The organism is Leclercia sp. 1548, from assembly GCF_050435045.1.
Classification (GTDB): Bacteria; Pseudomonadota; Gammaproteobacteria; order Enterobacterales; family Enterobacteriaceae; genus Enterobacter; species Enterobacter adecarboxylatus.
The window spans coordinates 252,660-277,600 of the sequence record NZ_JBNDJP010000003.1 but is presented as its reverse complement, the minus strand read 5'-3'; the positions used below and the strand labels follow the sequence as shown (position 1 = coordinate 277,600).

General features: G+C 56.8%; 26 protein-coding genes and 3 tRNA genes. 8 read left to right on the top strand and 21 right to left on the bottom strand.

The window, feature by feature from the left end:
• Positions 1-8: 8 nt before the first annotated feature.
• From hpaX to hpaG, 7 genes are all read right to left on the bottom strand, one after another.
• The gene (gene hpaX, locus ABIE02_RS10845) at positions 9-1,355 is read right to left on the bottom strand and encodes a 4-hydroxyphenylacetate permease (protein WP_032616370.1); all 1,347 of its coding nucleotides are present in this window, start codon (positions 1,353-1,355) and stop codon (positions 9-11) included.
• Positions 1,356-1,521: 166 nt separating this feature from the next.
• Positions 1,522-2,316, bottom strand: a complete 795-nt coding sequence (hpaI, locus tag ABIE02_RS10840; RefSeq protein WP_103792690.1) for a 4-hydroxy-2-oxoheptanedioate aldolase — start codon at positions 2,314-2,316, stop codon at positions 1,522-1,524.
• Positions 2,317-2,325: 9 nt separating this feature from the next.
• Positions 2,326-3,129: a 2-oxo-hept-4-ene-1,7-dioate hydratase gene (hpaH, locus tag ABIE02_RS10835; RefSeq protein WP_032616372.1), complete on the bottom strand. Its 804-nt coding sequence runs from the start codon at positions 3,127-3,129 to the stop codon at positions 2,326-2,328.
• Positions 3,130-3,489: 360 nt separating this feature from the next.
• Positions 3,490-3,870, bottom strand: a complete 381-nt coding sequence (locus ABIE02_RS10830; RefSeq protein WP_103792691.1) for a 5-carboxymethyl-2-hydroxymuconate Delta-isomerase — start codon at positions 3,868-3,870, stop codon at positions 3,490-3,492.
• A gap of 9 nt (positions 3,871-3,879) precedes the next feature.
• A complete protein-coding gene (hpaD, locus tag ABIE02_RS10825) occupies positions 3,880-4,731 on the bottom strand; it encodes a 3,4-dihydroxyphenylacetate 2,3-dioxygenase (protein WP_032616380.1) in 852 nt (283 codons plus the stop codon).
• Position 4,732: 1 nt separating this feature from the next.
• Positions 4,733-6,199 carry a 5-carboxymethyl-2-hydroxymuconate semialdehyde dehydrogenase gene (hpaE, locus tag ABIE02_RS10820; RefSeq protein ID WP_336994891.1) on the bottom strand — a complete coding sequence of 489 codons (1,467 nt, stop codon included), beginning with the start codon at positions 6,197-6,199 and terminating at the stop codon, positions 4,733-4,735.
• Positions 6,196-7,485: a 4-hydroxyphenylacetate degradation bifunctional isomerase/decarboxylase gene (gene hpaG, locus ABIE02_RS10815; protein ID WP_144884291.1), complete on the bottom strand. Its 1,290-nt coding sequence runs from the start codon at positions 7,483-7,485 to the stop codon at positions 6,196-6,198. The genes hpaE and hpaG overlap by 4 nt, the downstream gene beginning before the upstream one ends.
• Positions 7,486-7,757: 272 nt before the next feature.
• Between hpaG and hpaR the strand changes: the two genes are divergently transcribed.
• Entirely contained in the window at positions 7,758-8,201 is a 444-nt protein-coding gene (hpaR, locus tag ABIE02_RS10810; RefSeq protein WP_103792693.1) for a homoprotocatechuate degradation operon regulator HpaR, read from the top strand.
• 81 nt (positions 8,202-8,282) lie between these two features.
• Positions 8,283-9,947 (top strand): methyl-accepting chemotaxis protein, encoded by a 1,665-nt coding sequence (gene tsr / locus ABIE02_RS10805; RefSeq protein ID WP_032616384.1) that lies wholly within the window; start codon positions 8,283-8,285, stop codon positions 9,945-9,947.
• 394 nt (positions 9,948-10,341) lie between these two features.
• Here tsr and opgB read toward each other — a convergent pair whose 3' ends face one another.
• From opgB to ABIE02_RS10765, 8 genes are all read right to left on the bottom strand, one after another.
• Complete coding sequence (opgB, locus tag ABIE02_RS10800; protein WP_336994890.1) at positions 10,342-12,633, bottom strand: phosphatidylglycerol--membrane-oligosaccharide glycerophosphotransferase; 2,292 nt, start codon at positions 12,631-12,633, stop codon at positions 10,342-10,344.
• A gap of 210 nt (positions 12,634-12,843) precedes the next feature.
• On the bottom strand, positions 12,844-13,344 hold the full coding sequence (locus tag ABIE02_RS10795; RefSeq protein WP_032616387.1) for a DUF2501 domain-containing protein: 501 nt from the start codon (positions 13,342-13,344) through the stop codon (positions 12,844-12,846).
• 85 nt (positions 13,345-13,429) lie between these two features.
• On the bottom strand, positions 13,430-14,167 hold the full coding sequence (gene dnaC / locus ABIE02_RS10790; RefSeq protein WP_032616388.1) for a DNA replication protein DnaC: 738 nt from the start codon (positions 14,165-14,167) through the stop codon (positions 13,430-13,432).
• A complete protein-coding gene (dnaT, locus tag ABIE02_RS10785) occupies positions 14,164-14,709 on the bottom strand; it encodes a primosomal protein DnaT (RefSeq protein ID WP_280713725.1) in 546 nt (181 codons plus the stop codon). Before dnaT ends, dnaC begins: the two co-directional genes overlap by 4 nt.
• A 106-nt stretch (positions 14,710-14,815) precedes the next feature.
• A complete protein-coding gene (locus tag ABIE02_RS10780; protein WP_032616390.1) occupies positions 14,816-15,244 on the bottom strand; it encodes an organic hydroperoxide resistance protein in 429 nt (142 codons plus the stop codon).
• A 32-nt stretch (positions 15,245-15,276) separates the two neighbouring features.
• Positions 15,277-15,918 (bottom strand): TetR family transcriptional regulator, encoded by a 642-nt coding sequence (locus tag ABIE02_RS10775; protein WP_032616391.1) that lies wholly within the window; start codon positions 15,916-15,918, stop codon positions 15,277-15,279.
• 66 nt (positions 15,919-15,984) lie between these two features.
• Entirely contained in the window at positions 15,985-16,458 is a 474-nt protein-coding gene (locus ABIE02_RS10770; protein WP_336994889.1) for a threonine/serine exporter, read from the bottom strand.
• On the bottom strand, positions 16,449-17,225 hold the full coding sequence (locus ABIE02_RS10765) for a threonine/serine ThrE exporter family protein (RefSeq protein ID WP_032616393.1): 777 nt from the start codon (positions 17,223-17,225) through the stop codon (positions 16,449-16,451). The genes ABIE02_RS10770 and ABIE02_RS10765 overlap by 10 nt, the downstream gene beginning before the upstream one ends.
• 437 nt (positions 17,226-17,662) lie before the next feature.
• On the opposite strand from ABIE02_RS10765, the gene ABIE02_RS10760 reads away from it, so the two are divergent.
• Both ABIE02_RS10760 and bglJ read left to right on the top strand, forming a co-directional pair.
• Positions 17,663-18,394 carry a helix-turn-helix transcriptional regulator gene (locus tag ABIE02_RS10760; protein WP_032616394.1) on the top strand — a complete coding sequence of 244 codons (732 nt, stop codon included), beginning with the start codon at positions 17,663-17,665 and terminating at the stop codon, positions 18,392-18,394.
• On the top strand, positions 18,394-19,029 hold the full coding sequence (gene bglJ / locus ABIE02_RS10755; RefSeq protein ID WP_032616399.1) for a DNA-binding transcriptional activator BglJ: 636 nt from the start codon (positions 18,394-18,396) through the stop codon (positions 19,027-19,029). Before ABIE02_RS10760 ends, bglJ begins: the two co-directional genes overlap by 1 nt.
• Before the next feature lie 44 nt (positions 19,030-19,073).
• On the opposite strand, the gene ABIE02_RS10750 is transcribed toward bglJ, so the two are convergent.
• Entirely contained in the window at positions 19,074-19,532 is a 459-nt protein-coding gene (locus tag ABIE02_RS10750; RefSeq protein ID WP_032616395.1) for a YbaK/EbsC family protein, read from the bottom strand.
• Positions 19,533-19,864: 332 nt separating this feature from the next.
• Between ABIE02_RS10750 and ABIE02_RS10745 the strand changes: the two genes are divergently transcribed.
• Entirely contained in the window at positions 19,865-21,208 is a 1,344-nt protein-coding gene (locus ABIE02_RS10745) for a PTS sugar transporter subunit IIC (protein ID WP_336994888.1), read from the top strand.
• A gap of 78 nt (positions 21,209-21,286) precedes the next feature.
• Here ABIE02_RS10745 and fhuF read toward each other — a convergent pair whose 3' ends face one another.
• On the bottom strand, positions 21,287-22,075 hold the full coding sequence (gene fhuF, locus ABIE02_RS10740; protein ID WP_032616398.1) for a siderophore-iron reductase FhuF: 789 nt from the start codon (positions 22,073-22,075) through the stop codon (positions 21,287-21,289).
• 166 nt (positions 22,076-22,241) lie between these two features.
• Here fhuF and ABIE02_RS10735 point away from each other — a divergent pair, with 166 nt between their 5' ends.
• The gene (locus ABIE02_RS10735) at positions 22,242-22,472 is read left to right on the top strand and encodes a DUF1435 domain-containing protein (protein WP_032616400.1); all 231 of its coding nucleotides are present in this window, start codon (positions 22,242-22,244) and stop codon (positions 22,470-22,472) included.
• Positions 22,473-22,511: 39 nt separating this feature from the next.
• Here ABIE02_RS10735 and ABIE02_RS10730 read toward each other — a convergent pair.
• From ABIE02_RS10730 to rsmC, 4 genes are all read right to left on the bottom strand, one after another.
• Positions 22,512-22,597: transfer RNA gene (locus ABIE02_RS10730), tRNA-Leu, on the bottom strand.
• A gap of 32 nt (positions 22,598-22,629) precedes the next feature.
• Positions 22,630-22,715: transfer RNA gene (locus tag ABIE02_RS10725), tRNA-Leu, on the bottom strand.
• A 29-nt stretch (positions 22,716-22,744) separates the two neighbouring features.
• A tRNA-Leu gene (locus tag ABIE02_RS10720) sits at positions 22,745-22,830 on the bottom strand.
• Between the two features lie 141 nt (positions 22,831-22,971).
• Positions 22,972-24,000 carry a 16S rRNA (guanine(1207)-N(2))-methyltransferase RsmC gene (gene rsmC, locus ABIE02_RS10715; protein ID WP_077227117.1) on the bottom strand — a complete coding sequence of 343 codons (1,029 nt, stop codon included), beginning with the start codon at positions 23,998-24,000 and terminating at the stop codon, positions 22,972-22,974.
• A 102-nt stretch (positions 24,001-24,102) separates the two neighbouring features.
• Between rsmC and ABIE02_RS10710 the strand changes: the two genes are divergently transcribed.
• The gene (locus ABIE02_RS10710) at positions 24,103-24,516 is read left to right on the top strand and encodes a DNA polymerase III subunit psi (RefSeq protein ID WP_032616402.1); all 414 of its coding nucleotides are present in this window, start codon (positions 24,103-24,105) and stop codon (positions 24,514-24,516) included.
• Positions 24,485-24,928, top strand: a complete 444-nt coding sequence (gene rimI, locus ABIE02_RS10705; protein WP_032616403.1) for a ribosomal protein S18-alanine N-acetyltransferase — start codon at positions 24,485-24,487, stop codon at positions 24,926-24,928. The genes ABIE02_RS10710 and rimI overlap by 32 nt, the downstream gene beginning before the upstream one ends.
• The last annotated feature ends 13 nt before the right edge of the window (positions 24,929-24,941 follow it).

The window sequence follows — 24,941 nt, the reverse complement described above, 5'->3', positions numbered from 1 at the left end:
ACCGCTCCTCAGTGGATCTTCTGCGCCGCCATCCCCGGCGCACTTTCACGGCTCTCCTGCCGCGTCATCGGGATCCGCGTCAGCACCAGCGCACCCAATACCAGCAGCCCGGCCACAAACCACAGCCCGGAGCTGAAGCTGCCGGTTGCGTCGCGCAGAATGCCGATCAACAGTGGGCTGACGGCGGATCCAACGTTACCGATAGCGTTGATTACCGCGAGCGCCACCGCCCGGGATTGCAGGCTAATAACCTGATCCGGCGTGGTCCAGAAGATCGCCATGGCGGTAAACGATCCGGTTGAGGCCATGATGATGCCAAGCAGCTGGATCAGGCTGTGATCGGTCGCGGACGCCAGCAGCCATCCCGCCGCCGCAAACAGATACGGCAGGATGGTGTGCTTTTTTCGCTCTTTCAGCCTGTCCGAGCGGCGGCTCCACCACAGCATCCCGAGAATGGTGCAAAACTGCGGGATCGCCGCCAGCAGGCCAATCACGATATTGCTGCTGCCGGTGTTGAAGCTTTGCAGGATCTGCGGCGTCCAGATGTTAATGGCGCTCAGGGTGTTGGTCAGGCAGAAATAGGCCAGGGTGTAGAGCAGCACCGCCGGGGTCAGCACTTCGCGTAGCGTCGAGCGCGGCGTAGCGGCGTGCGCCACGGCGTTCTCCTGCTCACGGGCGATCATTGTTTTCAGGGTCTGCTTCTCTTCGTCGTCCAGCCAGGTGGCCTGATCCGGCGTGTCGTTCAGGAAGAACCAGGTCACCACCCCCAGCACCACCGACGGCAGCCCCTCCAGCAGGAACAGCCACTGCCAGCCCTTCAGGTTCCACAGCCCGTCCAGCGCCAGGATATAACCCGAGAGGATCGAGCCGAGCATCATGGTCACCGGCATGGCGATCATAAAGAGCGCGTTGGCGCGGGCGCGATGATAAGCGGGGAACCACCAGGTGAGATAGACCAGGATCCCCGGCAGGAAACCGGCCTCGGCAATACCCACCAACATGCGCAGGATGTAGAGCGTCTGCGGGCTGGTGGCAAACATGGTGCAGGTTGAGGCGATGCCCCATACCACCATGATCCCGGCGATCCAGCGCCGCGCGCCGATCTTCGCCAGCATGATGTTGCTGGGGATCCCGCACAGCACATAGGTGACGTAAAACAGCGTGGCGGCCAGGCCAAACATCGTCGAGGTGAGGCCCAGATCTTTGCCCATCGTCAGCCCGGCAAAGCCGATGTTGATGCGGTCAAGGAACGAGAAGACAAACAGAATAAAGAGAAACACGATCAAACGACGAAACAGCTTATTAATAACGCGATGTTCAACGGCTTTATTATCTTGCAGGGTAGAGATCGTCATAGTGCGCTCCACATCATACGTTAGAGCCTGGCTCATCAGGCGAGTTAACTTGCCGGTTTAAACCTGGGCAGTGCTCGCTATCCTTTCGTACTGTGTGTACGTTCCGGTTGCTGCGCGCTGTCCGGGTCGAACTGGCTGCGACAATTTCGCCTGATAAGACAGTCTTTTAGTAGACGGATTTATTGTTGTCAGAGCTAACGGGTTTATCGATAAAACGTGCTGCCAGCGCCTCGGCGCCGCGGGCGAGCAGGGTGGTATCCACGCCGACGGCGACAAACAGCGCGCCGCGTTCCAGATAGCGTCGGGCCAGCTGTTCGTTCGCCATCAGGATGCCGGGGGCTTTCCCCGCGCTCAGGATCTGCGCGATGGCTTGTTCGATGGCGGCCTGCACCTCCGGGTGCTGGGGATTACCGGCAAAGCCCATGTCGGCGCTGAGATCCGCCGGGCCGATAAACACGCCGTCCACCCCGTCCACATCCAGGATCTGCGGCAGGTTTTTCAGTGCCTCGCGGGTCTCAATTTGCACCAGCACGCACATGGCGTCGTTGGCCTGATGCAGGTAATCAGGAATACGGTTCCAGCGTGATGCCCGCGCCAGCGCGCTGCCGACGCCGCGAATACCCGCAGGCGGATAACGGGTCGAGCGTACTGCCAGCCGCGCTTCGTCGGCGTTTTGCACCATCGGGATCAGCAGGGTCTGCGCCCCCACGTCCAGCAGCTGTTTGATCTGCACCGGATCGTTCCACGACGGGCGTACCACCGGCTGGCTGGGGTAGGGGGCGATAGCCTGAAGCTGGGTTAATACCGTCTGTACGCTGTTCGGCGCGTGCTCGCCGTCGATCAGCAGCCAGTCGAAGCCTGCCCCGGCCAGCAGTTCGGCGCTGTAGCTACTGGTCAGCCCCAGCCATAGGCCGATTTGCGGTGTGCCGGCTTTCAGCGCCGCTTTGAATGCGTTTTGCATGGTGGTCTCCTACACAAAGCGGCAGCTGATGCAGCCCATATTGCCGTAATCGACGTGGAAGGTGTCGCCCTTGCTGGCGGTTACCGGGCGGGTGAAGGAACCGCCGAGGATGATCTGTCCCGGCTCCAGCTGCACGTCATACGGTGCCAGCTTGTTCGCCAGCCACGCCACGCCGTTGGCCGGGTGGTTAAGCACGCCCGCGGCGACGCCGGTCTCTTCGATCACGCCGTTGCGGTAGAGCAGGGCGGAGATCCAGCGCAGATCCAGCTCGTCCGGGCGGATCGGGCGGCCACCGAGGATCACCCCGGCGTTGGCGGCGTTATCGGAGATGGTGTCGAACACTTTGCGCGGACGCTGGGTTTCGGGATCGATGTTGTGGCAGCGGGCGTCGATCAGCTCCAGGGCCGGGATCACGTAGTCCGTGGCGTTATAGACGTCGAACATCGTGCAGTTCGGGCCACGCAGCGGCTTCGCCAGCACAAAGGCCAGCTCCACTTCGATGCGCGGAACGATAAAGCGGTCGGTCGGGATGTCGCTGCCGTCGTGGAAAAACATGTCGTCCAGCAGCGCGCCGTAGTCCGGTTCGCTGATCTGCGAGCTGGCCTGCATTGCTTTGGAGGTCAGGCCGATTTTGTGGCCTTTCAATGTGCGGCCTTCGGCGATTTTCAGGCTCACCCATTCTCGCTGCACGGCGTAGGCATCGTCGAGGGTGATTGCCGGGTAATCGAGGGAGATCTGACGGATCTGCTCCCGGGTCTGTTCCGCCTGATGCAGGCGATGGGCAATCAGGGTATGGGTATGTTTATCGAGCATGGCGGTTTCCTGTTTTTGCCGGGTGAGGCGTCGTGTTTGTTTTCTCTCTCCTGGTGGGAGAGGGCTGGGGTGAGGGCATCCGGCAGCAGTGATTTCCCCTCACCCTAACCCTCTCCCCAAAGGGGAGAGGGGACAGACTGTGCGCGGTGTGGCTTTCTCCTTCTCCCCAAAGGAGGAGGGAGCAGACCGTGCGCGGTGTAGTTTTCTCCCTCTCCCTGAGGGAGAGGGCCGGGGTGAGGGCATCCGGCCGCAGTGATTTCCCCTCACCCTAACCCTCTCCCCAAAGGGGAGAGGGGACAGACCGTGCGCGGTATGGTTTCTCCTTCTCCCCAAAAGGGAGAGGAGCTGACCGTACCGGTATTACTTAAACAAGGCGTGCACGTTGTTCTGTTTGTAATTGAGCGTCGGATGCAGCTCTTCAATTTCAAATGACAACGCCAGATAGCGCGCCGCCATCAGCCCGGCGAAATGGCTTTTGATCAACGTAAACAACATCTCACCCACCTGCTGGCGGCTCTCCAGGCTGCGCCCGGTGCCGATCTTCAGCGTCATATGCACAAAGGCGTAATCGTGCTTACCGTCGGCCATCTGCCAGGTGTCCACCCAGTGCGCGCGGCTGCGAATGCCGCCGAGGGGGAAAATGCCGGTGGCGGCCAGCGCCTCGTTGACGGTGGCGAACAAACCCGGGAGATCGGCCTGCTCACGGATGTTTTCGGTACATTCGACAATAAAGTGCGGCATGGGGCGTCCTTATGCGGGCAGAGGGAAGACGGCGTTAACCTGGCCGGTGCCGGAGCTGGGGAACAACTCGGTGAGAAACTCCACCTTGCCGTCGTATTTGTCCCAGCCGAGCACGCCCAGCAGCATCACCGTGTCGTGCATATTGCCTTCGCCGTAGCAGTAGTCGGCGTACTCCGGCAGCATGTTGCAAAACTCTTTGAACTGGCCTTCGCGCCACAGCTTCACTACCCGCTCGTCCATCTGGCGGTCGAACTCGCGGGTGTAGCTGTTCATCCCTTCTTCTGCCCGCTGGTCGTCAATGAAACGGTGCGACAGCGAGCCGCTGGCGAGCACCGCCACGGTGCCGTCATATTTTTCGATGGCGCTGACAATGGCCTCCCCCAGCCTGCGGCTGTCGGCAAAGTCATGCACGGTGCAGAACGCCGAGATAGAGACCACTTTGAAATGCTTATCCGCATTCATGTAGCGCATCGGCACCAGAGTGCCGTACTCCAGCTTCAGGCTCGGGATGTTGTGCGCTTTGGCGCGCACGCCCTTCGCCACGGCTTCGTCGGCGATCAGCTGGCCCAGCTCGGGGTTGCCGTTGTAGTCGTAGGTCATGTCGCGGATAAAGTGCGGCAGCTCGTTGCTGGTGTAGACCCCGGCAAAATGATCCGCACAGTTGATGTGGTAGGCGCTGTTCACCAGCCAGTGGGTGTCGAAGACAATAATGGTATCGACCCCCAGCTCACGGCAGCGTCTGCTGATCTCTTTATGCCCGTCGATGGCTCCCTGACGGCAGCCAAAGTTTTTGCCCGGTATCTCAGAGAGATACATCGACGGCACATGAGTAATTTTTGCGGCTAACGCTAGCTTGCCCATCTCATACCCCCCACTTCGGAATCGGGTGGTCGCCCATGGAGATACAGACGTTCTTCATCTCCGCGAACACCTCAAAACTGTACTCGCCACCCTCACGCCCGGTGCCAGAGGCCTTCACGCCGCCGAACGGCTGGCGCAGGTCGCGCACGTTCTGGGTGTTGACGAACACCATGCCCGCCTCGATGTTGCGCGCCAGGCGCAGCACCTTGCTGACGTCCTGGGTCCAGATATAGGACGCCAGGCCGTACTCCACGTCGTTGGCCAGGCGCAGCCCTTCCGCTTCGTCCTTGAACGGCAGCAGGCAGGCCACCGGCCCGAAGATCTCCTCCTGCGCCACGCGCATGCGGTTATCGACGTCCGCCAGCACGGTCGGGCGCAGGAAGTTGCCGCCGCGAAGGTGTGCAGGCAGATCGGTCGGTTTGTCCGGCCCGCCCGCCAGCAGGGTGGCACCCTCTTCAATGCCGAGGCGGATATAGCCGGAGACTTTCTCCCAGTGCTGCTGGCTGATCAGCGCCCCGATCTGGGTGTTTGGATCGGTTGGGTCGCCTACCCGCAGGCGGTTGGCGCGTTCGGCAAAACGTTTTACGAATTCCGGGTAGATGCTCTGCTGGATAAAGATGCGTGAGCCGGCGGTGCAGCGTTCGCCGTTGATCGAGAAAATGGTGAACAGGGCGGCATCCAGGGCGCGTTCGATGTCGGCATCCTCAAACACCAGTACCGGCGATTTGCCGCCCAGCTCCATGGAGTATTTTTTCAGGCCGGCGGTCTGCATAATCCGGCGTCCGGTGGCGGTGCCGCCGGTAAAGGATACGGCGCGCACGTCCTGATGGCGCACCAGCGCGTCACCTGCCGTGGCACCATAGCCCTGCACCACGTTCAGCACGCCTGCCGGAATACCCGCTTCCAGCGCCAGTTCGCCAAGACGATCGGCGGTCAGCGGCGACAGCTCAGACATCTTTAAGACCGCGGTGTTGCCCAGCGCCAGGCAGGGCGCGACCTTCCAGGTGGCGGTCATAAAAGGCACGTTCCACGGCGAGACCAGGGCACATACCCCCACCGGCTGCACCAGCGTGTAGTTGAGCATCTTGTCGTCGACCGGGTAGGTCTTGCCGTTCATCTGCTGGCACACTTCGGCGAAGAACTCGAAGTTGTGCGACGCACGCGGGATCAGCACGTTTTTGGTCTGGTGGATCGGCAGGCCGGTGTCGGCGGTCTCCATCGCGGCGATCTCCGGCACGTTCTGGTCGATCAGATCGCCCAGACGACGCATCAGGCGCGCGCGCTCTTTCATCGGCAGGTTGGCCCATTTCGGGAACGTCGCTTTTGCGGCCTCAACTGCCTGGCCGATCTCGGCTTCACCGCCCGAGGCCACTTCAGCCAGCACCTCACCAGTGGCCGGGTTAGTGGTGTGGAAGTACTCATTACCCACCACGTTTTTGCCGTTGATCCAATGGTTAATCTTTTTCATTTTGCCGTCTCCTCACTCACAATCCGGTTGACCAGACGGCCAACGCCTTCCACTTCCACGACTACTTCATCGCCCGGACGCACGTCAGCCAGCCCTTTTGGCGTGCCGGTGGCGATCATGTCGCCCGGCTGCAGGGTCATAAATTCACTCAAATACGCGATCAGGAACGGGATGCTGAAGATCAGATCGGCGGTGCTGCCCTGCTGGCGTAGCTCGCCGTTTATCCAGGTGCGCAGAGTCAGGTTGTGCGGATCGGCAATCGCCGATTTATCCACGATCCACGGGCCAATCGGGGTCAGGCCATCACGGCTCTTCACCCGCAGGTTAGGGCGGTAGTAGTTTTCCAGGTAGTCGCGGATCGCGTAGTCGTTACACACCGTGTAGCCCGCCACATATTCCATGGCGTCGGCTTCGGCGACGTTGCGCGCGGTTTTGCCGATCACCACCACCAGCTCGGCTTCGTAGTGCATGTATTCAACGTTGTCCGGGCGCACCGAGGACTGGTTATGTGCGTTAAAGGTGTTGGGCGCTTTGATAAACACCAGCGGCTCGGTGGGCGGTTTAAAGTCCAGCTCGCTGGCGTGATCGGCGTAGTTCAGCCCCAGGGCAAACAGCGTGCCGCTGGTGGAGAGCGGCCAGGCGAAGGTGCGGTTCGCAGGCAGCTCGCGGGCGTTGATCACACTGTTTTCCAGCGTCGGTAGCCCTTCTGCCAGTACACGCACGCTGTCGCCCGGATGCAGGGCCACACGGGACTGTGGGGTGCCCAGCAGAATGGCGTCGCCCGGGTTGAGGGTGGCGAAGGCGCTCAGTTCGCTCAGCAGGGTGGCGGCGTTGCGTTGCAGGTCGGCGGTGTTCCAGCGATCCACTTCCTGGCCGTTGATCTCGGTGATGATGGTGAGGTTATCAATATTCGCGATCGACGCGCGCTCACCCACAGGGCAAAAACCGTCCCGGCATTTGGCTTTGATCGCCGGGCGGTAGAAGCTCTCTTCCGGCAGGCTTACCTCGTTCGCCAGCGCGTAACCGGCAATGTAGTCGGCGGCCTCTTCCGGGCTGACGTGAGTGGCGGTCTTGCCAACAATCAGCGCCACCGTCGCGCCGCTCATCACCTGTTCGCCTTCGGGATGCGGGATGGCATCGCCGGAGCGGATCAGGGTATTGCGCGGTTTGATAAACCAGACGGCGGTTTTTGGCGGCGTGTTGTAAGGGGGCTGATGAAATGCGTCGCGCCAGGCGTCGAGCTGGCTGCGGTGATTGAGTGCCACCGCGAAAACAGTACCTTTCATTCCTTTCTCCTCGGACCCGGCTGGCGGGTTTTGAGTTCATTAATATGTTAATGAATAGGTTTTAGACCCTCGCTGTGCGTTTGGCAAACGGAAGTAAATAATTTGTGATATCAATAACAATAAATTTACATGTATTTGTTTGTTTTTATATAAATCAATAAGTTGAAATTTTAATGTGATATCTGTTAGACTTTTTACCCGCGCCGCTGGCACCGTAAAGCCGCGTGAGGCATTGATTGTTTCGTTATTAATGATGTTGAGGTGGGAGCGCCATGCACGATTCGTTAACTATCGCACTACTCCAGGCGCGGGAAACCGCGATGACCTTTTTTCGCCCGATTATCAAGCAGCACAATCTGACGGAGCAGCAGTGGCGGATCGTACGTGTGCTGGCAGAACATCCGTCGATGGATTTTCACGATCTGGCTTTTCGCACCTGCATTTTGCGCCCGAGCCTGACCGGGATCCTCACGCGCATGGAGCGCGACGGGCTGGTGCTGCGCTTAAAGCCGCTTAACGACCAGCGCAAGCTGTATGTGTCCCTCACCAAAGAGGGCAACGCGCTGTATGAGCTGGCTCAGGCGCAGGTGGAAGAGGCCTATCAGCGCATTGAAATGGAATATTCGCCCGAGAAGATGAAGCAGCTGACCGCGCTGCTGCAGGAGTTTATTGAACTTGGAAACCGGCACGTCATAACGCCGGAAGAAGAGGAGTAGCCACAAATTCCAGGATGATTTCCGTAAAGTTTTTGCTTCCCAGGCCGAAAATTCTGTACCTGTCTGGTGGAATGAGAAATCATGTTAAATCGTATCAAGATTGTTACCAGCTTATTGCTGGTTTTGGTTATTTTTGGCCTTTTACAACTCACATCCGGTGGTCTTTTCTTTAATGCCCTGAAGCATGACAAAGAAAACTTCACCGTCCTGCAAACCATTCGTCAGCAACAATCCACGCTTAACAGCAGCTGGGTAGCGTTGCTGCAAACCCGTAACACCCTGAACCGCGCGGGCATCCGCTACATGATGGATCAGAACAACATCGGTAGCGGCGCGACCGTGAACGATCTGATGCAGATTGCTTCTGCTTCCCTGAAGCAGGCGGAAAAAAGCTGGGCGGAATACGAAGCCCTGCCGCGTGACCCGCGTCAGAGCGAAGGTGCCGCGCTGGAAATCAAACGTAACTACGATATCTATCACGGCGCGCTGGCCGAGCTGATCCAACTGCTGGGTGCAGGCAAGATCAATGAATTCTTCGATCAGCCGACCCAGGGCTATCAGGACGGCTTTGAGAAGCAGTACGTTAACTATCTGCAGCAGAACGATCATCTGTATCAGACCGCCGTCGATGACAGCAACAGCTCCTACAGCCAGGCGATCTGGATCCTGTTAAGCGTGCTGATCCTGGTGCTGGTGGTGATTGTCGGCGTTTGGGTCGGTATCCGTCACGCCCTGATCTCTCCGCTGAACCGCCTGACTGACAGCATTCGCCATATCGCCAGCGGCGACCTGGTGAAGCGCATCGAGGTGGACGGTTCTAACGAGATGGGCCAGCTGGCCGATACGCTGCGCCATATGCAGGCTGAACTGATGCGTACCGTGGGTGACGTGCGTAATGGCGCCAACGCCATTTACAGCGGCGCGAGCGAAATCTCCATGGGCAACAACGATCTCTCCTCCCGTACCGAGCAGCAAGCGGCCTCGCTGGAAGAGACCGCAGCCAGCATGGAAGAGCTGACTGCGACCGTGAAGCAAAACGCCGAGAACGCCCGTCAGGCAAGCCATCTGGCGCTGAGCGCGTCCGAGACGGCGCAGAAGGGCGGCAAAGTGGTGGATAACGTGGTGCAGACCATGCGTGACATCGCCGGTAGCTCGCAGAAAATTGCTGACATCATCAGCGTGATCGACGGCATTGCCTTCCAGACCAACATCCTGGCACTGAACGCCGCGGTTGAAGCAGCGCGTGCCGGTGAGCAGGGTCGTGGCTTTGCGGTTGTTGCCGGTGAAGTGCGTAACCTGGCACAGCGCAGCGCCCAGGCTGCACGCGAAATTAAGAGCCTGATTGAAGACTCCGTAGGTCGCGTTGAGCTGGGTTCTACTCTGGTAGAGAGCGCCGGTGAAACCATGGGCGAGATCGTCAGCGCGGTTACCCGCGTGACTGACATCATGGGCGAAATCGCTTCTGCTTCCGATGAGCAGAGCCGCGGTATCGACCAGGTGGGTCTGGCGGTCGCCGAGATGGATCGCGTAACGCAGCAGAACGCCTCCCTGGTGCAGGAATCTGCAGCCGCGGCGGCGGCACTGGAAGAGCAGGCGAGCCGCCTGACTCAGGCCGTGGCGGTGTTCCGTATTCAGCAGGATCAGCAGAAAGCCCGCGCAAACGCGGCGGTGAAAACCGCTGCAACGCCTGTGACGACGCGTAAAGCAGTCGTTGCTGACAGCGGTGATAACTGGGAAACCTTCTGATGTAGCACAGCGCCCTGTTCAGGCAGGGCGCTGGAGATGGCCGGGTAGCGCTACGCTTACCCGGCCTTCAAAACCTTTCTCCACATGCCCGCATAAGCGCATCGCCGCTGGACAATTCTTGAGAACCTTACGAGTAGACCCGCACGAACGTCGCGCCGCCTGGCAATTCCTCAGAGCCTTACCAACAGTTTTCCGCAAGTGCAGCGTCGCCGGACAATTTTTGAGAACCTTACGAGTAGACCCGCGCGAACGTCGCGCCGCCTGACAATTTCTCAAAGCCTTACCAACAGTTCTCCACAAGTGCCGCGTCGCCGGACAATTCCCGCGAACCTTACCAACATGCTTCGTACGAACAAAGCGCCCGGGGTGAGTCCGGGCGCTGTTTTTGAGTCAATCAGCCTTCAGCGTTAACCACTTTAATCTCCACCATGCCGATCCCCAACTGGCGCGGGGAGTGGCCGAGGATATTCCCCTCGTTAGTGGATTCCGGCGCAGGAGGGACAATCACCAGGGTACTGCTGCGCGACGGATTGTCGAAGTGCAGCGTGGTGGTGGTGACGTCCTTACCGAGCGTTAACGTCTGCTCTTTATCCCCAATCCGCACCGGAATCGGTTTATTGGCATTTTCCCCCCAGGCTTTAGCGGTGATCACCAGGTCAAACTTCGCTGGCAGGGGCTGGTTGTATTCGATCTTCACCTCATCCCCCAGCTGCGCGTTCGACCAGCGTCCCCAGGTTTCCGGGCGCGAAATACCGCTGAACTGCTTGACCTCTTCCGGGGCACCGGCCACGTTGAAGATGAAGCTATCCGCCTTGTAGCGAATATCGTTATCGGACACTCTCAACGTATCAACGTTGTGCTGATACCGGTCGGTGTTGATAACGGTCTCTTTAAAGACCGTTTTGCCCTTCCACTGCGCTTTATCGACACGCTGCACGGTCTGTTCGCCGCCCAGCTGACCCTGGGAAACACACCAGTCGGTGGAGAGAGCCAGCGGCTGCGACCACAGTTGGCCCATTTTGTAGCAGCGGTCGACCCAGACGAAGTTATCCCGCGGGGCGAAGTCGGCCAGCTGGTAGCGCAGCGGGGTCGAGTATTCGCTTTCCGGCATCGGTTCGACCCGCTTATCGGAAACGCGCAACAGCAGCGGCAGACGGAAGTGGCTCCCGGAGAAGGCCATCATATTTTTCTGGCTGTCGATGGTGAAATCTTTCAGCTCTTTCGGGAAATTCCACAGGCGGATAACGTCCGGTTTCCACGCCAGCATTTTGTCCTTCATGTTGAGGAACACCTCTGACAGCGACTGCCCGGAGAGGCTGCTGCGGCCAAGGCCGATAAAGTTATCCCCGTCGAGAATATCCAGCACCGTTGCGCCGTTATCCATGGTGTTGCGCTTCACGGCCATCACTTCCTGCTGGGGTTTGTCGCCTCGCAGGATAAAGAACAGGTTGCTGCGATCCTGCTTGTTCAGCTCATCCCAGGCGCTATTTTTCATCGCCAGATGGTCGGAAGAGACCACGATCACCGTGTTTTTGAAGTACGGCGAGGTTTTGATTTTTTCGATCAGCGCCGCGATATGCTCCTGGCTACAGCCCACCGCGCTGAACGACTGATTCGGTTTGCCGTTAATCGCGTAGCTCTTGCGCTGGCAGGTGCGGGAGATAAAGCCGTCCGGGTGGTGGGTATCTACCGTCAGGGCAAACAGCGAGAAGCGCTTGCCAGACTGCGACAGCTCCTCGAATTTTTTCCAGGTTTCATCCAGCACCGTGTCGTCGTAAAAACCCCAGTCGTTGCGATAAGAAGGATCGGCAACGGTGGTTTTTAATTCTTCTGCGCCGTACAGATGGTCAAAGCCGTGGGATTGCAGGAAGACGTCTTTCCCGGCAAAACGCAGGTTGGCACCCTGCACGAAATAGTTCTGATAACCGGAGTTTTTCAGGATATCGCCAAGGCAGATATTTTTCGGGAAGAAGCTGGAGACCGAGGCCGAAGCGTTGCCTTCAAAGGGGGCAAACAGCGGGATGCCGCACTGGGAGGCGACCATCCCGGCGATGGTGTAGTCCGTGCCCGGCAGCTGCGCGGTGTGGCTGAAATCGATCCCTTCGTTCTTGATGGCCCCCAGTTCCGGGGCGAGATCAGGGAAGGCGTTGTTATCGAAATAGGTGCGCTCAAGACTTTCGCCGTAGATGTAGACGAGGTTCAGCTTCGGATTCGGAATCGTTTTACCCGGCTCTTTGTAATAGGCCGCAAAGTCGGGATCGCCGTCGCGCGACTGGGATTTCACCAGCTCGGTGATCTGATGAAACGCCGGGCTGGCATCCACCGAGGCGAGCGCGAGTACCAGCGCCAGCAGGCTGTAGCCGAGATGGTGCGGATGGTGACGGCGGCGGCGCAGGATCCAACCCAGCAGAGCAAACACGCCTACCAACGCAACCACCACGCCAACGCCAGGAAGTATGTACTTACTAACCCCGGCGCCGGTCAGGCTGTTGGTCAGAGTATAGAGAACGGCATCGTTAATCCCGTCCCCGGTAAAATAGTCGCTGGCATAGAGGGTAATGTTTAAAACGACAAAAAGCCCCAGCACCAGAAGCGTGATGGCAAACCACCAGGTATTACGTCCCGCTTTACGGGCGTAAATCACTACAGAGGCAATAAACAGGGCAATAGAAATAAACTCTGACAACAGCTTATCCTCAACAAAGACAGCCGCTGATTAGCGGACTAACTGTATAATTTTTGGGTTATACAATGTAATGGCGATGCCATTTAGCTGCAATTGTAGTGTCACGGAAATGTGCTGTTGTTAGGATTTGGTTTAGAAAATGCAATGTTTGACGGGCGTCGCTTTATGCAGGGGAATACACGCCGCAACGCTTGTCGCGGCGCGAGAGGATCAGGAGATAAAGCTGAGTCCCTGTTTCAGGACAAAATCACAGGCCTGGGCTTTAACCTTTTTCGCCAGCGGCGTGTTGCCGATGGTTTCCAGATTCAGTTGCTGGCCGTTATTGGCGTTCAGCAGACCCTGAATTCCTTCCAGATAGTTAGTGTCCTGCTGCTGCTCTTCCGGGGTTTCCAGCCCTAATTTCCCCAGCACCTGATTTTTAATATTGGTGGCATCGGTCATCGAGGCCAGCTTCTCTTTGGCGCAGTATTCGAGGATCCCGGCCGCGTTATTCATGTTGCTGGCGCTGAGCGACTGGCTGCCGTTGCTGAGCAGGCCAGTCAGGGAGGAGAGGGAGAGACCGCCGTTCTGGGTGGTGGTAGTGCTGTTGCCCGCACCGAGCTGGCTGGCGGCGCTGTTAAGCGAATCCTGCCAGGAAGGTGCCGCCGCCTGTGCCGCACCGGTGACCAGCAGTGCGCTTACTGCGGCGCTGAGAAGAAAATGTGTTTTCATAAAAGGCTACTCTGTCGGTTGCCCGCCGGGGCGGATTGGCAGGCAGTATAAACCCCCGCAGCACCGGAGTTCCCGGGAAAATATCCTAATACTCTTTACCGGTAACGCGGCTGCGATAGCTTTCCCAGTCAAAAATGACATACAGGCTGTTGCCGAGCTTCATGCGGTCCATCACTCGCTCGCCGAGCAGGCGGGTCATCTCATCCACGTTGTGGTTGGTGAGCATGCCGGTGGGGCGCTTCGAGGAGGAGCGACGATCGACGATCTGGTTGATGATCACCTTTTCATAGCGTGATTCGGTCTGCACGCCGATCTCATCGATAACCAGCAGATCGACATTGCTCAGATCGTTCAGCAATTGCTCTTCGCTGGTTTCCCGGTTGCTGAAGGTGTCTTTCATCGCCGACATGATGTCGGCTACGGTGATAATCAGCACTGATTTGCCCCGCAGCAGCAGCTCGTTGCAGATGGCCGCCGCAAGGTGGTTTTTGCCGGTGCCCGGCTTGCCGCTGAAAATAAAGCTGGCGATGTTGCCGTCAAACTCTTCGACGTACTGGCGCGCCTGTTGCAGGGCTTTTAGCTGCCCCTGGCTCTCCACGTTGTAGTTGTCGAAGGAGCAGTTCTGATGCAGGGGACGAATACCGGAGCGGTTAAAGGTGCGCTGCATCTTCATGGCGCGGTTCTCCCGGGCCAGCGCCGCGGCGCGGATTTCACCTTGCTCTTTCTGCCACGCCAGCAGCTCTTCACCGGTGGTAAAAGCCGGTTTGACGTTGGCCGGCATGATCTTTTGCAGACGCTTCATCAGTTCGCCGAACTCTTTCATTTGGCACCTCGGAATCCGTGGGGGATCTGTTTATCCGGTTCTGAAAAGGCATTCACGTCGCGTTTTGACTGTGCGCCGTTGCTGGCCCGGTTGATCTGTACGCTGCGGGCCAGCTTTTGCTGCCACTGAATATGATGGAAGACTTTCCCTTCCGCCTGCCAGTAAGCAGTGAAGGCGGCCAGCTCTTCCGGGGCGACGGGCTGGGTGAGGGCAATGCCCCACAGCGCCGCCTGGCGTTGAAAGTCGGGGTCGGGCTGCCAGCCGTTATACATGGCGAATTTGCCTATCGGCACCGCAATCGGGGCGCTGGTGGGTTCGTCGAAAAATTGATTATCCAGAGTGACATCGCTGGTCGGGCGCGACAGGCGCGCTTCCAGCTCCAGCAGTTGAGCCAGACGCTGTGGCGTTATCGCATAAAAAGCCGGTGCGTTATCGGCAAAAATGGCGACGGTACCGCCTTCAGCATTGGCCAGCACGCCGCGGGGATCGTGCATAAAGGCATCAATGCCAGTGACGCTGGTGGTCAGGATTCTGGAAGACATAATACTTCTCTACTGGATTACTGCGGACGTGATATGGGCTTATGGTAGCACAGAGAGGAGGGGGGCAGGCAGGGGTCTGATAGCCACTTCCTGCCCCCCTGAAAAATCAGGAGATAATGTTCAGCGTCACATCAATGTTGTTGCGGGTGGCGTTGGAGTACGGGCAGACAATGTGCGCCGCATCGACCAGTTTTTTCGCCTCGGCGGCGTCCATCCCCGGCAGGTGAATATTCAGTTTCGCTTCGATACCAAACCCGGTTGGCAGTGGGCCGATACCCACTTCCCCTTCGATAAAAGCGTCCTTCGGCATGGTGATTTTGTCGCGGTTAGCCACAAACTTCATCGCACCGAGGAAACAGGCCGAATAGCCCGCAGCAAACAGCTGTTCCGGGTTGGTCACTTCACCGCCCGCGCCGCCCATCTCTTTGGGAACGCCCAGTTTGACATCCAGCACTCCGTCAGACGAAGTGGCGCGGCCATCACGGCCTCCGGTGGCTTTGGCTCTGGCGGTATAGACAACTTTCTCTAAAGACATGTTGGGATCCTTATCTCTGGGTTGTGTGCAAGCTATGGACAGGTATAACGCAAGGCAACCTGAACCGCCATCTTTCGGTAGTGCTGACGTTGGGCCTGTTCGTCAGCCCCGTCTTCAAACAGCAGGGTAAAGGTGTAGCTGTTAGCCACATAATGAAAGCTGAAGCTGCTGATCAGGCGGTGCAGATCGCGGGCGTTTACCGTCAGGTTAAACAGCTGCTTCGCTTTGCCACGCTCAAGAATGGTTTCCAGCAGATCCAGCGCACTGCGGTTCACCTGGCGCAGCAGCGCCGACTGCTGCATGTACCGCCCGCGCTGCATGTTCTCCATGCAGATAATGCGGATGTAGTCCGGGTGGTCAGCATGATAATCAAAGGTGGTTTCGACCAGCTGCACCAGCGCCTCGACCGGCGGCAGGGCATCCAGACTGAGCTGCTTTTCACTGGCGCGGATCTGGGTATAGACATACTCCAGCACCAGCAGATACAGGTTTTCTTTGGTTTTGAAGTGATACACCACCATGCGTTTAGTGGTGCCTGCTTTCTCGGCAATTTGCTCCATGCGCGCGCCGTTCAGTCCGTACTCGGCAAACAGCGAGAGGGCGCTGAGAAAAATTTTGTCTTTCAGGCGGGATCCGTCGCTGTTTTCTGCGTGTTCGCTGTCAGGGTGAGACACATCCGTTCCTTACTTAGCCACATGAGAACACAGGATTATCGCCACGGCAGCGGGAGAACACAACTCTCAGACCCGGGGGCGCTTGCGATAGAGCCACAGCCCGGGGATCGACAGCCCGATCGAAAGCGCGCCGACAATCGACGAGGCTTTCAGGAAGTTGGTCAGCAGCAGGATCATCTGCGCTTCGCTGTAGCCAAAATGGCTAATTTTCACCGCTGAAATCATGGCGGTATAGGCCGAAATGCCCGGAAACATCGGGATGACCGCCGCGACGGTAAAGACTTTCGGGTGGGCCAGATACCAGCGCGACCACTGGATCCCAATGCTGCCAACCAGCATCGAGGCCATAAAGGTTGACCATTCGATATTCAGCCCGGCGGTCATCATTGCCATCCGCGAGCCATGCCCAATCGCCCCCAGCAGCGCACACCACGGCAGGGCGCGGCGGGGAACGTTAAACACCATGGCAAAACCCACCGCCGGAATAGCCGACAGCAGCATGTCCTGGGCCAGAGTCCCTATAAATTCGATTACGCCCATCCGCGAAGATCCCACAACGTCATGGCCATCACCACCCCGATACAGGTGGCCAGGGTCAGCAAACTGGCGATCGCCCAGCGCGCCAGGCCGGTATTAATATGCCCTTTAAACATGTCGGCCACGGCATTAATCAGTGGAAATCCCGGCACCAACAACAACACGCTGGCGGCCATGGCGATAGTGGGCGTGGTGGCGAATGCCGGGATCCGCAGCAGTAAACCAGACACCGTGGTGGCGACAAAGGCGGTAATGCAGAAGTTAATTTGCGGGTGCAGATGCCGGTGGGTCAGCACCTGACGCACGTACATGGCGAGGGTGCTGGCAATTAACGTGATAAAGGCACCGTCCCAGCCGCCATTATTGAGCTTGCAGAAGCAGGCGCAGGAGAGGCCGACCATCATCACCACCAGCCAGCGCGGATAGCGCAGCGGCTTGATTTGGCTGAAGCGTTTTTCGATCCCCTGCGCATCCAGCAGTTTATGTTCCGCCATGATGACGATGTGCTGCACCTCGGTGACAACGTGCATGTTGATCCCGCGATCCTGGTTTTTGCGCGTGGAGGTCAGGCATTGGCCTGCTTTCAGGGTGGTCAGCACAATGGCATTCGACGAGATGGAACTCTCCACGCTGTCCATCCCCAGCGCCAGCCCCAGGCGTGTGGACAATTCCTCGACCAGCGCGCTCTCTGCGCCATGTTGCAATAAAAAAAGGCCGCACTGAATACACAGTCGCGTGGCGGTGCGTTGTGATGACTGATCTGCCTGCATCTGTTGCCCTGAGGAGAGAGTGACGGTTGGATGGTCAGAAGGGTTACTTGTAGCACACAACCCGGTGAGGCTTACTCTGGGTTAGATCAAGGTTTAAGCCGATTAGCGACCTAAGGTTTTCGGAAATGCAGGGTGACTAATTATTATTTTCTATGGGTTTAATATATCTATATTTATAATTTTTATATTTAGAATAACTAATATCCTGTTTAGGATAATATTATGACCAGAGGCTTAACATTTCGTGCGGATTCTGCGACATTAATGCCGATTTTGGCGGTGTATAAATTTGTGATGCGGATTCTTTTCGCATTCTCATTTCGCTCAGCTAATGAAAAAGGAAAAACATTACATTTTTACGTCGCCCTGTAAAAGAAATGGGTATTTCAACTGGATGAAAGACGTGAAATGACTTTATGAATGGATTCGGAGCGCCAATGTCATCTATAAATTGTAAAAGCGCAATAATCATCAGTAAATCACCCATAATGCAAACCGGTCTCGGCAGCATTATGTCTCGTTATTTTCCAGACTGCGAACACGCGTTTAGCCGGTCTCAGGAGGAGCTGACGCTTCTTCAGTTACGCCGTGCCTTTGTTGTCATTGCGGATCTGTCTGGCGACCCGCGCAATGCGCGCAGCCTCTGTGAACAGTTTTACAAGCTACAAAACCAGTATCGGGATATTCACTGGATTTATCTGGTTCCGCGCGCCATTTATCCCTTCGCTGTCGAGCTCTTAATGCGGCCAGAAAGTACCTTACTTTCCGATATGGAGTCCATTGACGTTGTGGTTAATGCGATTCGTTCCGGGAGTGAACGCGCTGAACGAATTAGTCAGACGTTGTTAAAACCCGCGGCGGAAGAGTTTCATGATGCTCAGGATGACGTCATGTTGACCTTTTCAGAGCGCAAAGTACTGCGCCTGCTCGGCAAAGGATGGGGAATTAATCAGATCGCTACATTACTGAAGAAAAGTAATAAAACGGTAAGCGCGCAAAAGAATAGCGCCATGAGGCGACTCTCTTTAACCAGTAATGCCGAAATGTACGCGTGGATTAACAGCACCAAGGGAATGAAAGAGCTGAATTTATTCTCAGCCTATGGAGAGCAAGACGAATGGAAAAGAGTGCCGCGAAAAGACATATCGCTATCGTCGAAAAGTGCATGATGAGTGCTATGGGGCTGAAACACCTTTTTGCCAGCCCATCACTGAATGCTTACGAAGTACACCTTTTTAATAACATCGCCAGTTTTCAATCCACCCTTAATTCTGTTCCGTATTCAACGTTGATTTATTCTCTCTCCGATGAGCGTGAAGAGCGACGAAATTGTCTGCTGTGCATCAAGGAGTTGACTGCTACCCACGGCATGATTCAGCGCATTGTCCTGGCGTCAGACGAAAAAGAAGCAAGCCTGATAAACCAGCTTTCGCCGTCACGTTTGCATGGTATTCTTCTGAAATCTCATTCGCTGGCCACGTTGCAGGAGCAGCTCAGCAAAATGCTGAGCGAGACCCGGCGGGCGAATGACAGCAAGCTGCATCACTGGAATATTCATCGGGGACGGTTGCTAAGCCCATCCGAGCGCGCCATTTTGCAGTATATGTCGTGTGGCTATTCCCTCGCGCAAATTGCCACCCAGCTGGAGCGCAATATCAAAACCATTCGGGCGCATAAATTTAATGCCATGATGAAGCTCGGTGTGCACTCCGATGTGGGGTTACTGGATGCGGCAGATATTTTGACGCTGTTTCCCATACCCGACCACCGTGCGCTGCACTTCCTCTCTCCGCTCCATTCCTGACGCGTAATAACCTGTCTGCGCCAGAGTCACATCTGGCGCAGGGGTTACAGGCAAACGTCCACCCAGGTGGCTTTGGTTAGCTCGGCCATGCGTTCCGGTGAAATGCGCACCGCGCTATGAATGGCACCAGCAGCAGGCAGGACTTCGGCATACTGCCTGAGCGAAATATCGCAGTAGACCGCCAGCGGGTTTTCCAGCCCGAAAGGGCATACGCCACCGACGGGGTGCCCGGTTACCGTCACCACCTCATCGCTGCTCAGCATCCGGGCTTTTGCGCCAAAGGTCTGCTTCAGCTTTTTATTATCCAGGCGCGCATCACCTTTGGCGACGACCAGGATCACCTCATCTTTAATTTTCAGGGACAGCGTTTTCGCTATTTGCCCTGGCGCGACATTGTGCGCCTCGGCAGCCAGCGCAACGGTAGCGGTACTTTGACCCAGCTCGATAACTTCTACGTCGGGAGCATGGTCAGCAAAAAACTGACGCACAGACTGCAAACTCATTGTTTCCTCCAGAAAAATACGCTGTGTAATCTGTCATAAGAAATTATGCTCTGTAAATATTCCCTAAGTAACAAAACTCCAACATCAGCGATTTCTGGATCCTCTTCACAATCACGGAAACCGGTTACAGTAACCGGTTGCAGACCGGGAAGCGGAGATTAATACTGATTACGTCATTTCCCCTGTATCCAATAAATAATAAGAGTCGATTATGAAACCTATCCGTTTGAGCAGTACCGCTGGTAAGCGAACCAGCAAGGTGGTGAAAGTGGTATATGGAACACCGAGCGGCGTAACTGCGCCCGAAACGATCGTCTGACAGGAGAGCCGTTATGTCTGCCAACCATGCTGCGTTTAACCTGATATTCCGCTTTGTTGAAAACTATGTCAGCCCCATTGCCGGACGCATCTCTTCCCAGCGTCACGTAATGGCGATCCGCGACGGCTTTATCTCCGCCATGCCGTTTATGATTGTCGGCTCGTTCTTATTAGTGTTTGCCTATCCGCCGTTTTCACCGGATACCACCTGGGGCTTTGCCCGCGCCTGGCTGGATATGGCGAAACAGTTTGAAGGCCAGATCCTGACCCCGTTCGACATGACGATGGGGGTGATGTCTCTTTATATTTGCGCGGCTATCGCCTACAACCTCGGCAAGCACTACGTGAAGTTGCACCAGCTCGATCCTTTCATGTGCGCCATGCTGTCGCTGATGGCCTTCCTGCTGATTGCGGCGCCAAAAACCAAAGGTGCGCTGCCGGTGGATAGCCTCGGTGGGACGGGGATTTTTACCGCCATTCTGGTGGCGATCTACTGCGTGGAGATGATGCGTTTCCTGAAAGCGCACAACATCGGTATCCGCCTGCCCGATCAGGTGCCGCCGATGATCAAAAACTCCTTCGATCTGCTGATCCCGGTGCTGGTGGTGGTGTTAACCCTCTATCCGCTGAGCCTGTTTATCCAGTCGGAATTTGGCATGCTGATCCCGCAGGCAATTATGGCCATCTTTAAACCGCTGGTGTCTGCTGCGGATTCGCTGCCGGCGATCCTGCTGGCGGTGCTGATCGGCCATCTGCTGTGGTTTGCGGGGATCCACGGGGCGGCGATTGTCTCCGGGATGCTGCAGATGTTCTGGCTGACCAACCTGGGGATGAACCAGACCGCGCTGGCGGAGAGCGCGCCGCTGCCGCACATCTTTATGGAGGCGTTCTGGACCTTCTTCATTGTGATTGGGGGTTCCGGGGCGACGATGGGGCTGGTGTTCTGCTACTTGCGCAGCCGCTCGGCGCACCTGCGGTCGATTGGCCGGTTAAGTGTGGTGCCAAGTATTTTCAACATCAACGAGCCGGTGATCTTTGGTACGCCGATCGTCATGAACCCGGTGTTCTTCATTCCATTCCTGCTGGCACCGATGGTGAATGCGGTACTGGCGTGGGCGGCGATGAAGCTGGATCTGATTGGCCGGGTGATTTCCGTGGTGCCGTGGACAGCGCCTGCGCCTGTGGGTGCCGCATGGGCGCTGGGCTGGGACTTCCGTGCGGCGGTACTCGTGCTGCTGTTAGCTCTCGTCTCTGCCATCATCTACTACCCGTTCTTTAAAGTGTACGAGAAGCAGTTGCTGGCGCAGGAAGCCGAAGAGGCCCAACGTGCCGACGAAGAAAGTCAGCAGGTGGCATAGGTAAAAGCAAAACGGCGACCAGAGGTCGCCGTTTTTAGTATTTGTTGGGAGAGGGTGAGGGCATCAGGCCGCACTCGTTTATTTAAGCGTGCAGTCCCCACATTGCTGAACATCCGGCAGGCGATAACGCTGGCAGCAGGTACGACGCACCAGCAGCCCGTCGCGCGGCACCACGGTGCGGTAAAGCGGGTTATCACGCCCATCCGACAGCTGGCGAGCAAAGAAAATGGCCTGACGCAATGCGTCTACCTTCTCATCACCCAGCAGGGTTTTCATTTCAGTCAGATACCAGTGAATTAAATATCCGGTATTGCTCCAGATAAGTTTGCCGTTGATCTCACCTGTCTCTTCCAGCGCCTCAACCACCGGGATCAGCGCCCGGGTAATCAGCACTTCCATTCGTTGCTGTGCAGAAAGCGAGGTGGTCTGGCTGTCTTCCTGGACGTCGATCCAGAAGCAGGCGGCACGCCCGGTTTCATGAAACTCAACGTGGAAGTGTTCAGGGGAGAGATCCAGCGCCACGTCCTGGGTAAGCAGAGCCAGCATCATCGGCGGTACCATTAGCCCGATATACCATTGCGCCCAAAGCGACAGCAGCGGCTTGTTTTCGCGCGCCAGAGTAGGTTGGTTGCGGTAGATATGATCGGAGTAGGTGGCCAGCAATGACTGTAGCTCGGCAGGGCGTTGCCACTGTGCCAGCGTCAGGGCATGGTGCGGAGGCGTTTCATCCAGCTTGATGACATCCAGCATATGCGCACGCGTCTCGGCAATGGCGTCACGCACCGCATCCGCAAGCCCTGAAGGCCCGGCCGGAAGGCGGGTTTGCCAGATGACATTCTCAATGACGTGTGCAGAGCGTATGGCCATAATTGGGCTGGATAAAAATCTAAATGATAATGATTGCCAATCCTAACTATAGATAAAACCGGGCGCAAGATGTTTTACACAATTAAGCCTCACATAAGCCCACGCTGACAAATGAGAAATTATGTCATATGATATTGGTTATCATTATCGGGTTGGGAGACAGATCATGTTGAGCAGAGCGTTAGGGAGTGGATGGGGAGTGATACTGCCGGGAGCGATGATTGCCGGGCTGGCATTTACCGATCTGTCGCTGGCGGTCTGGAAACTGATTATCGTGTCGGGATTACTCATGTCATCCGCCATGATCTGGCATAAACAACTGCGGCACTTTGTGCTGCTGCCATCATGTGTTGCGCTTATTGCGGGAATGTGGGTTCTGGTGATGAATCTGAACTGAAAGGGTAACAAGAGAGAAAATCAGGAGAGATAAGATAATTGGTGCGAGGGGGGGGACTCGAACCCCCACATCCTAAGGACACTAACACCTGAAGCTAGCGCGTCTACCAATTCCGCCACCTTCGCACAGTCATCTTATTGTATTGATATCGCCTCGTTGGTGCGAGGGGGGGGACTCGAACCCCCACATCCTAAGGACACTAACACCTGAAGCTAGCGCGTCTACCAATTCCGCCACCTTCGCCCAGTGCGAGCAATATCAATCATGGTTATTGGTGCGAGGGGGGGGACTCGAACCCCCACATCCTAAGGACACTAACACCTGAAGCTAGCGCGTCTACCAATTCCGCCACCTTCGCATACCATCGATACAAAAAAAGTATCGTAACCACGGAGGCGCATTCTAGATGTTTTCAGCTATTCGTCAATAGATAATTGTGCCGGATGTTTTGATCGTTGCAAAAATGGCCTGATCGCGCAGATCAGGCCGGAGGGAGACGTTACTTCTTCGCCTGACGGGTCATGATCGCACGGTAGATCTTAAAGCGGCCCGTTTGCGCCAGCACTTCGTGGAAGCCGAAGACTTCGTCCAGCACTTTTGGATACGGCAGGAAGGCGTTAGCCACGATACGCAGCTCACCACCGCTATTCAGATGGCGTACCGCAGTGCGGATCAGCGTCTGCGCGGCCTCGAGGGTGGTTTCTACCCCATCATGGAACGGCGGGTTGGAGATAATCATATCGAAACGACCGGTCACGTCGGAGAGCACGTTGGAGGCAAATACCTCGCCCTCAATGCCGTTGGCGGCCAGGGTCGCACGGCTGGCTTCAATGGCGGATGCGCCGACATCGGTGAGGGTCAAACGCACCTTCGGTGAGTGGCTGGCTAGTACGGCGGAGAGCACGCCTGCGCCACAGCCGACATCCAGCACTTTGCCTTTGGTGTGCGGCGTAAAGGTGGAGAGCAGCAACTGGCTGCCAACGTCCAGACCATCACGGCTGAATACGCCCGGCAGCGTTTTGATGGTCAGGCCATCCAGCTGATATTCGCCCCAGTATTTTTCCGCGTCGAAGGTTGGTTTTTTGTCCAAACGGCCATGGTACAGGCCGCAGCGGCGAGCGCTGTCAACTTTGTTCAGGGTGGTGTAATCGGCCAGCATCTGCTCGGCGCTACGCACGCCGCTGCGGTTTTCACCGACCACGAAAATATCGCAGCCCACCGGCAGCAGGGAGAGCAGGTTCATCAGCTGGAACTGGGCTTCAGGTTTGTTCTTCGGCCAGTAGTAGATCAGCGTATCGCAATCTGCGATGTCGCTCTGCTCAGCCACCAGGCTAAAGCGAACGCGCTCGCCCATCTGGCGGCTCAGTACCTGCCAGTGGTGATACTGCTGGGTGTGCGCGCGGCTCGCAGCGCACTCGAAACGGGCAGGCAGGTCATCCTGCATATCTCCGGCAAACAGAATACGGCTTTGTTCGAAATCATCACTGTGGCGCAGCAAGACTTCACTTGCCGGGGTAAATGCAGACATGAATTGTTCCTCAATAAACTCAGGCGGGGATTATAGTAGGTAGATGGCGCAGATTCGACACATTTGGTATATTTGCGCGCCTGACAGACAGGAGTTTTCGCAATGGCATCCCGACGAGACAGGCAATTACAGCAACTGGGTATCACCCAGTGGGCGCTGCGCCGCCCGGCGGCCTTGCAGGGCGAAATCGCCATCTCGCTTCCGGCGCACATTCGTCTGGTAATGGTGGCACAGAGCCTGCCTGCGCTGAACGAGCCGCTGATTGCCGACGTGCTGCGCGCCCTGAAGCTGGGTGCCGACCAGGTGCTCCAGCTCACGCCCGATCGCGTGGCCATGCTACCGCCAGACGGTCGCTGTAACAGCTGGCAGCTTGGCGTGATGGAAGAAATAGCGCTGGAGGGCGGCAACCTGGCCACCCCGGCATTGGACGAACTTAACGCGAACCCGGCGGCACGTCGCGCGCTGTGGCAACAAATCTGCGAACATGAACACAATTTCTTCCCTCACGACGACTGATTTAGCGCAGGCTTTTGAGATCGAAAAACGCGCCCACGCCTTTCCGTGGAGTGAAAAAACGTTTGCCAGCAACCAGGGCGAGCGTTACCTCAACTATCGACTGGATGTCGATAATACCCTGGCGGCTTTCGCCATTACGCAGGTCGTTCTGGATGAGGCGACGCTGTTTAACATCGCCGTAGATCCTGCTTTCCAGCGCCGTGGGCTGGGCAGAGAACTGCTGGAACATTTAATTCGCGAGCTGGAAGCACGAGACGTGTTCACGCTGTGGCTGGAAGTACGGGCCTCGAACGCCGCCGCCATCGCACTCTATGAAAGCCTGGGCTTCAACGAGGCGACGATCCGCCGTAACTATTACCCCACCGCAGAAGGACGTGAAGACGCCATCATCATGGCTCTGCCGCTTGGATAACTAAAAAGGTTGT

What these genes read in the sequence shown, in the direction of transcription:
- hpaX (WP_032616370.1), bottom strand. Translation starts at nt 1,355, where the DNA reads ATGACGATCTCTACCCTGCAAGATAATAAAGCCGTTGAACATCGCGTT.
- hpaI (WP_103792690.1), bottom strand. Translation starts at nt 2,316, where the DNA reads ATGCAAAACGCATTCAAAGCGGCGCTGAAAGCCGGCACACCGCAAATC.
- hpaH (WP_032616372.1), bottom strand. Translation starts at nt 3,129, where the DNA reads ATGCTCGATAAACATACCCATACCCTGATTGCCCATCGCCTGCATCAG.
- ABIE02_RS10830 (WP_103792691.1), bottom strand. Translation starts at nt 3,870, where the DNA reads ATGCCGCACTTTATTGTCGAATGTACCGAAAACATCCGTGAGCAGGCC.
- hpaD (WP_032616380.1), bottom strand. Translation starts at nt 4,731, where the DNA reads ATGGGCAAGCTAGCGTTAGCCGCAAAAATTACTCATGTGCCGTCGATG.
- hpaE (WP_336994891.1), bottom strand. Translation starts at nt 6,199, where the DNA reads ATGAAAAAGATTAACCATTGGATCAACGGCAAAAACGTGGTGGGTAAT.
- hpaG (WP_144884291.1), bottom strand. Translation starts at nt 7,485, where the DNA reads ATGAAAGGTACTGTTTTCGCGGTGGCACTCAATCACCGCAGCCAGCTC.
- hpaR (WP_103792693.1), top strand. Translation starts at nt 7,758, where the DNA reads ATGCACGATTCGTTAACTATCGCACTACTCCAGGCGCGGGAAACCGCG.
- tsr (WP_032616384.1), top strand. Translation starts at nt 8,283, where the DNA reads ATGTTAAATCGTATCAAGATTGTTACCAGCTTATTGCTGGTTTTGGTT.
- ABIE02_RS10795 (WP_032616387.1), bottom strand. Translation starts at nt 13,344, where the DNA reads ATGAAAACACATTTTCTTCTCAGCGCCGCAGTAAGCGCACTGCTGGTC.
- dnaC (WP_032616388.1), bottom strand. Translation starts at nt 14,167, where the DNA reads ATGAAAGAGTTCGGCGAACTGATGAAGCGTCTGCAAAAGATCATGCCG.
- dnaT (WP_280713725.1), bottom strand. Translation starts at nt 14,709, where the DNA reads ATGTCTTCCAGAATCCTGACCACCAGCGTCACTGGCATTGATGCCTTT.
- ABIE02_RS10780 (WP_032616390.1), bottom strand. Translation starts at nt 15,244, where the DNA reads ATGTCTTTAGAGAAAGTTGTCTATACCGCCAGAGCCAAAGCCACCGGA.
- ABIE02_RS10770 (WP_336994889.1), bottom strand. Translation starts at nt 16,458, where the DNA reads ATGGGCGTAATCGAATTTATAGGGACTCTGGCCCAGGACATGCTGCTG.
- ABIE02_RS10765 (WP_032616393.1), bottom strand. Translation starts at nt 17,225, where the DNA reads ATGCAGGCAGATCAGTCATCACAACGCACCGCCACGCGACTGTGTATT.
- ABIE02_RS10760 (WP_032616394.1), top strand. Translation starts at nt 17,663, where the DNA reads ATGTCATCTATAAATTGTAAAAGCGCAATAATCATCAGTAAATCACCC.
- bglJ (WP_032616399.1), top strand. Translation starts at nt 18,394, where the DNA reads ATGAGTGCTATGGGGCTGAAACACCTTTTTGCCAGCCCATCACTGAAT.
- ABIE02_RS10750 (WP_032616395.1), bottom strand. Translation starts at nt 19,532, where the DNA reads ATGAGTTTGCAGTCTGTGCGTCAGTTTTTTGCTGACCATGCTCCCGAC.
- ABIE02_RS10745 (WP_336994888.1), top strand. Translation starts at nt 19,865, where the DNA reads ATGTCTGCCAACCATGCTGCGTTTAACCTGATATTCCGCTTTGTTGAA.
- fhuF (WP_032616398.1), bottom strand. Translation starts at nt 22,075, where the DNA reads ATGGCCATACGCTCTGCACACGTCATTGAGAATGTCATCTGGCAAACC.
- ABIE02_RS10735 (WP_032616400.1), top strand. Translation starts at nt 22,242, where the DNA reads ATGTTGAGCAGAGCGTTAGGGAGTGGATGGGGAGTGATACTGCCGGGA.
- rsmC (WP_077227117.1), bottom strand. Translation starts at nt 24,000, where the DNA reads ATGTCTGCATTTACCCCGGCAAGTGAAGTCTTGCTGCGCCACAGTGAT.
- ABIE02_RS10710 (WP_032616402.1), top strand. Translation starts at nt 24,103, where the DNA reads ATGGCATCCCGACGAGACAGGCAATTACAGCAACTGGGTATCACCCAG.
- rimI (WP_032616403.1), top strand. Translation starts at nt 24,485, where the DNA reads ATGAACACAATTTCTTCCCTCACGACGACTGATTTAGCGCAGGCTTTT.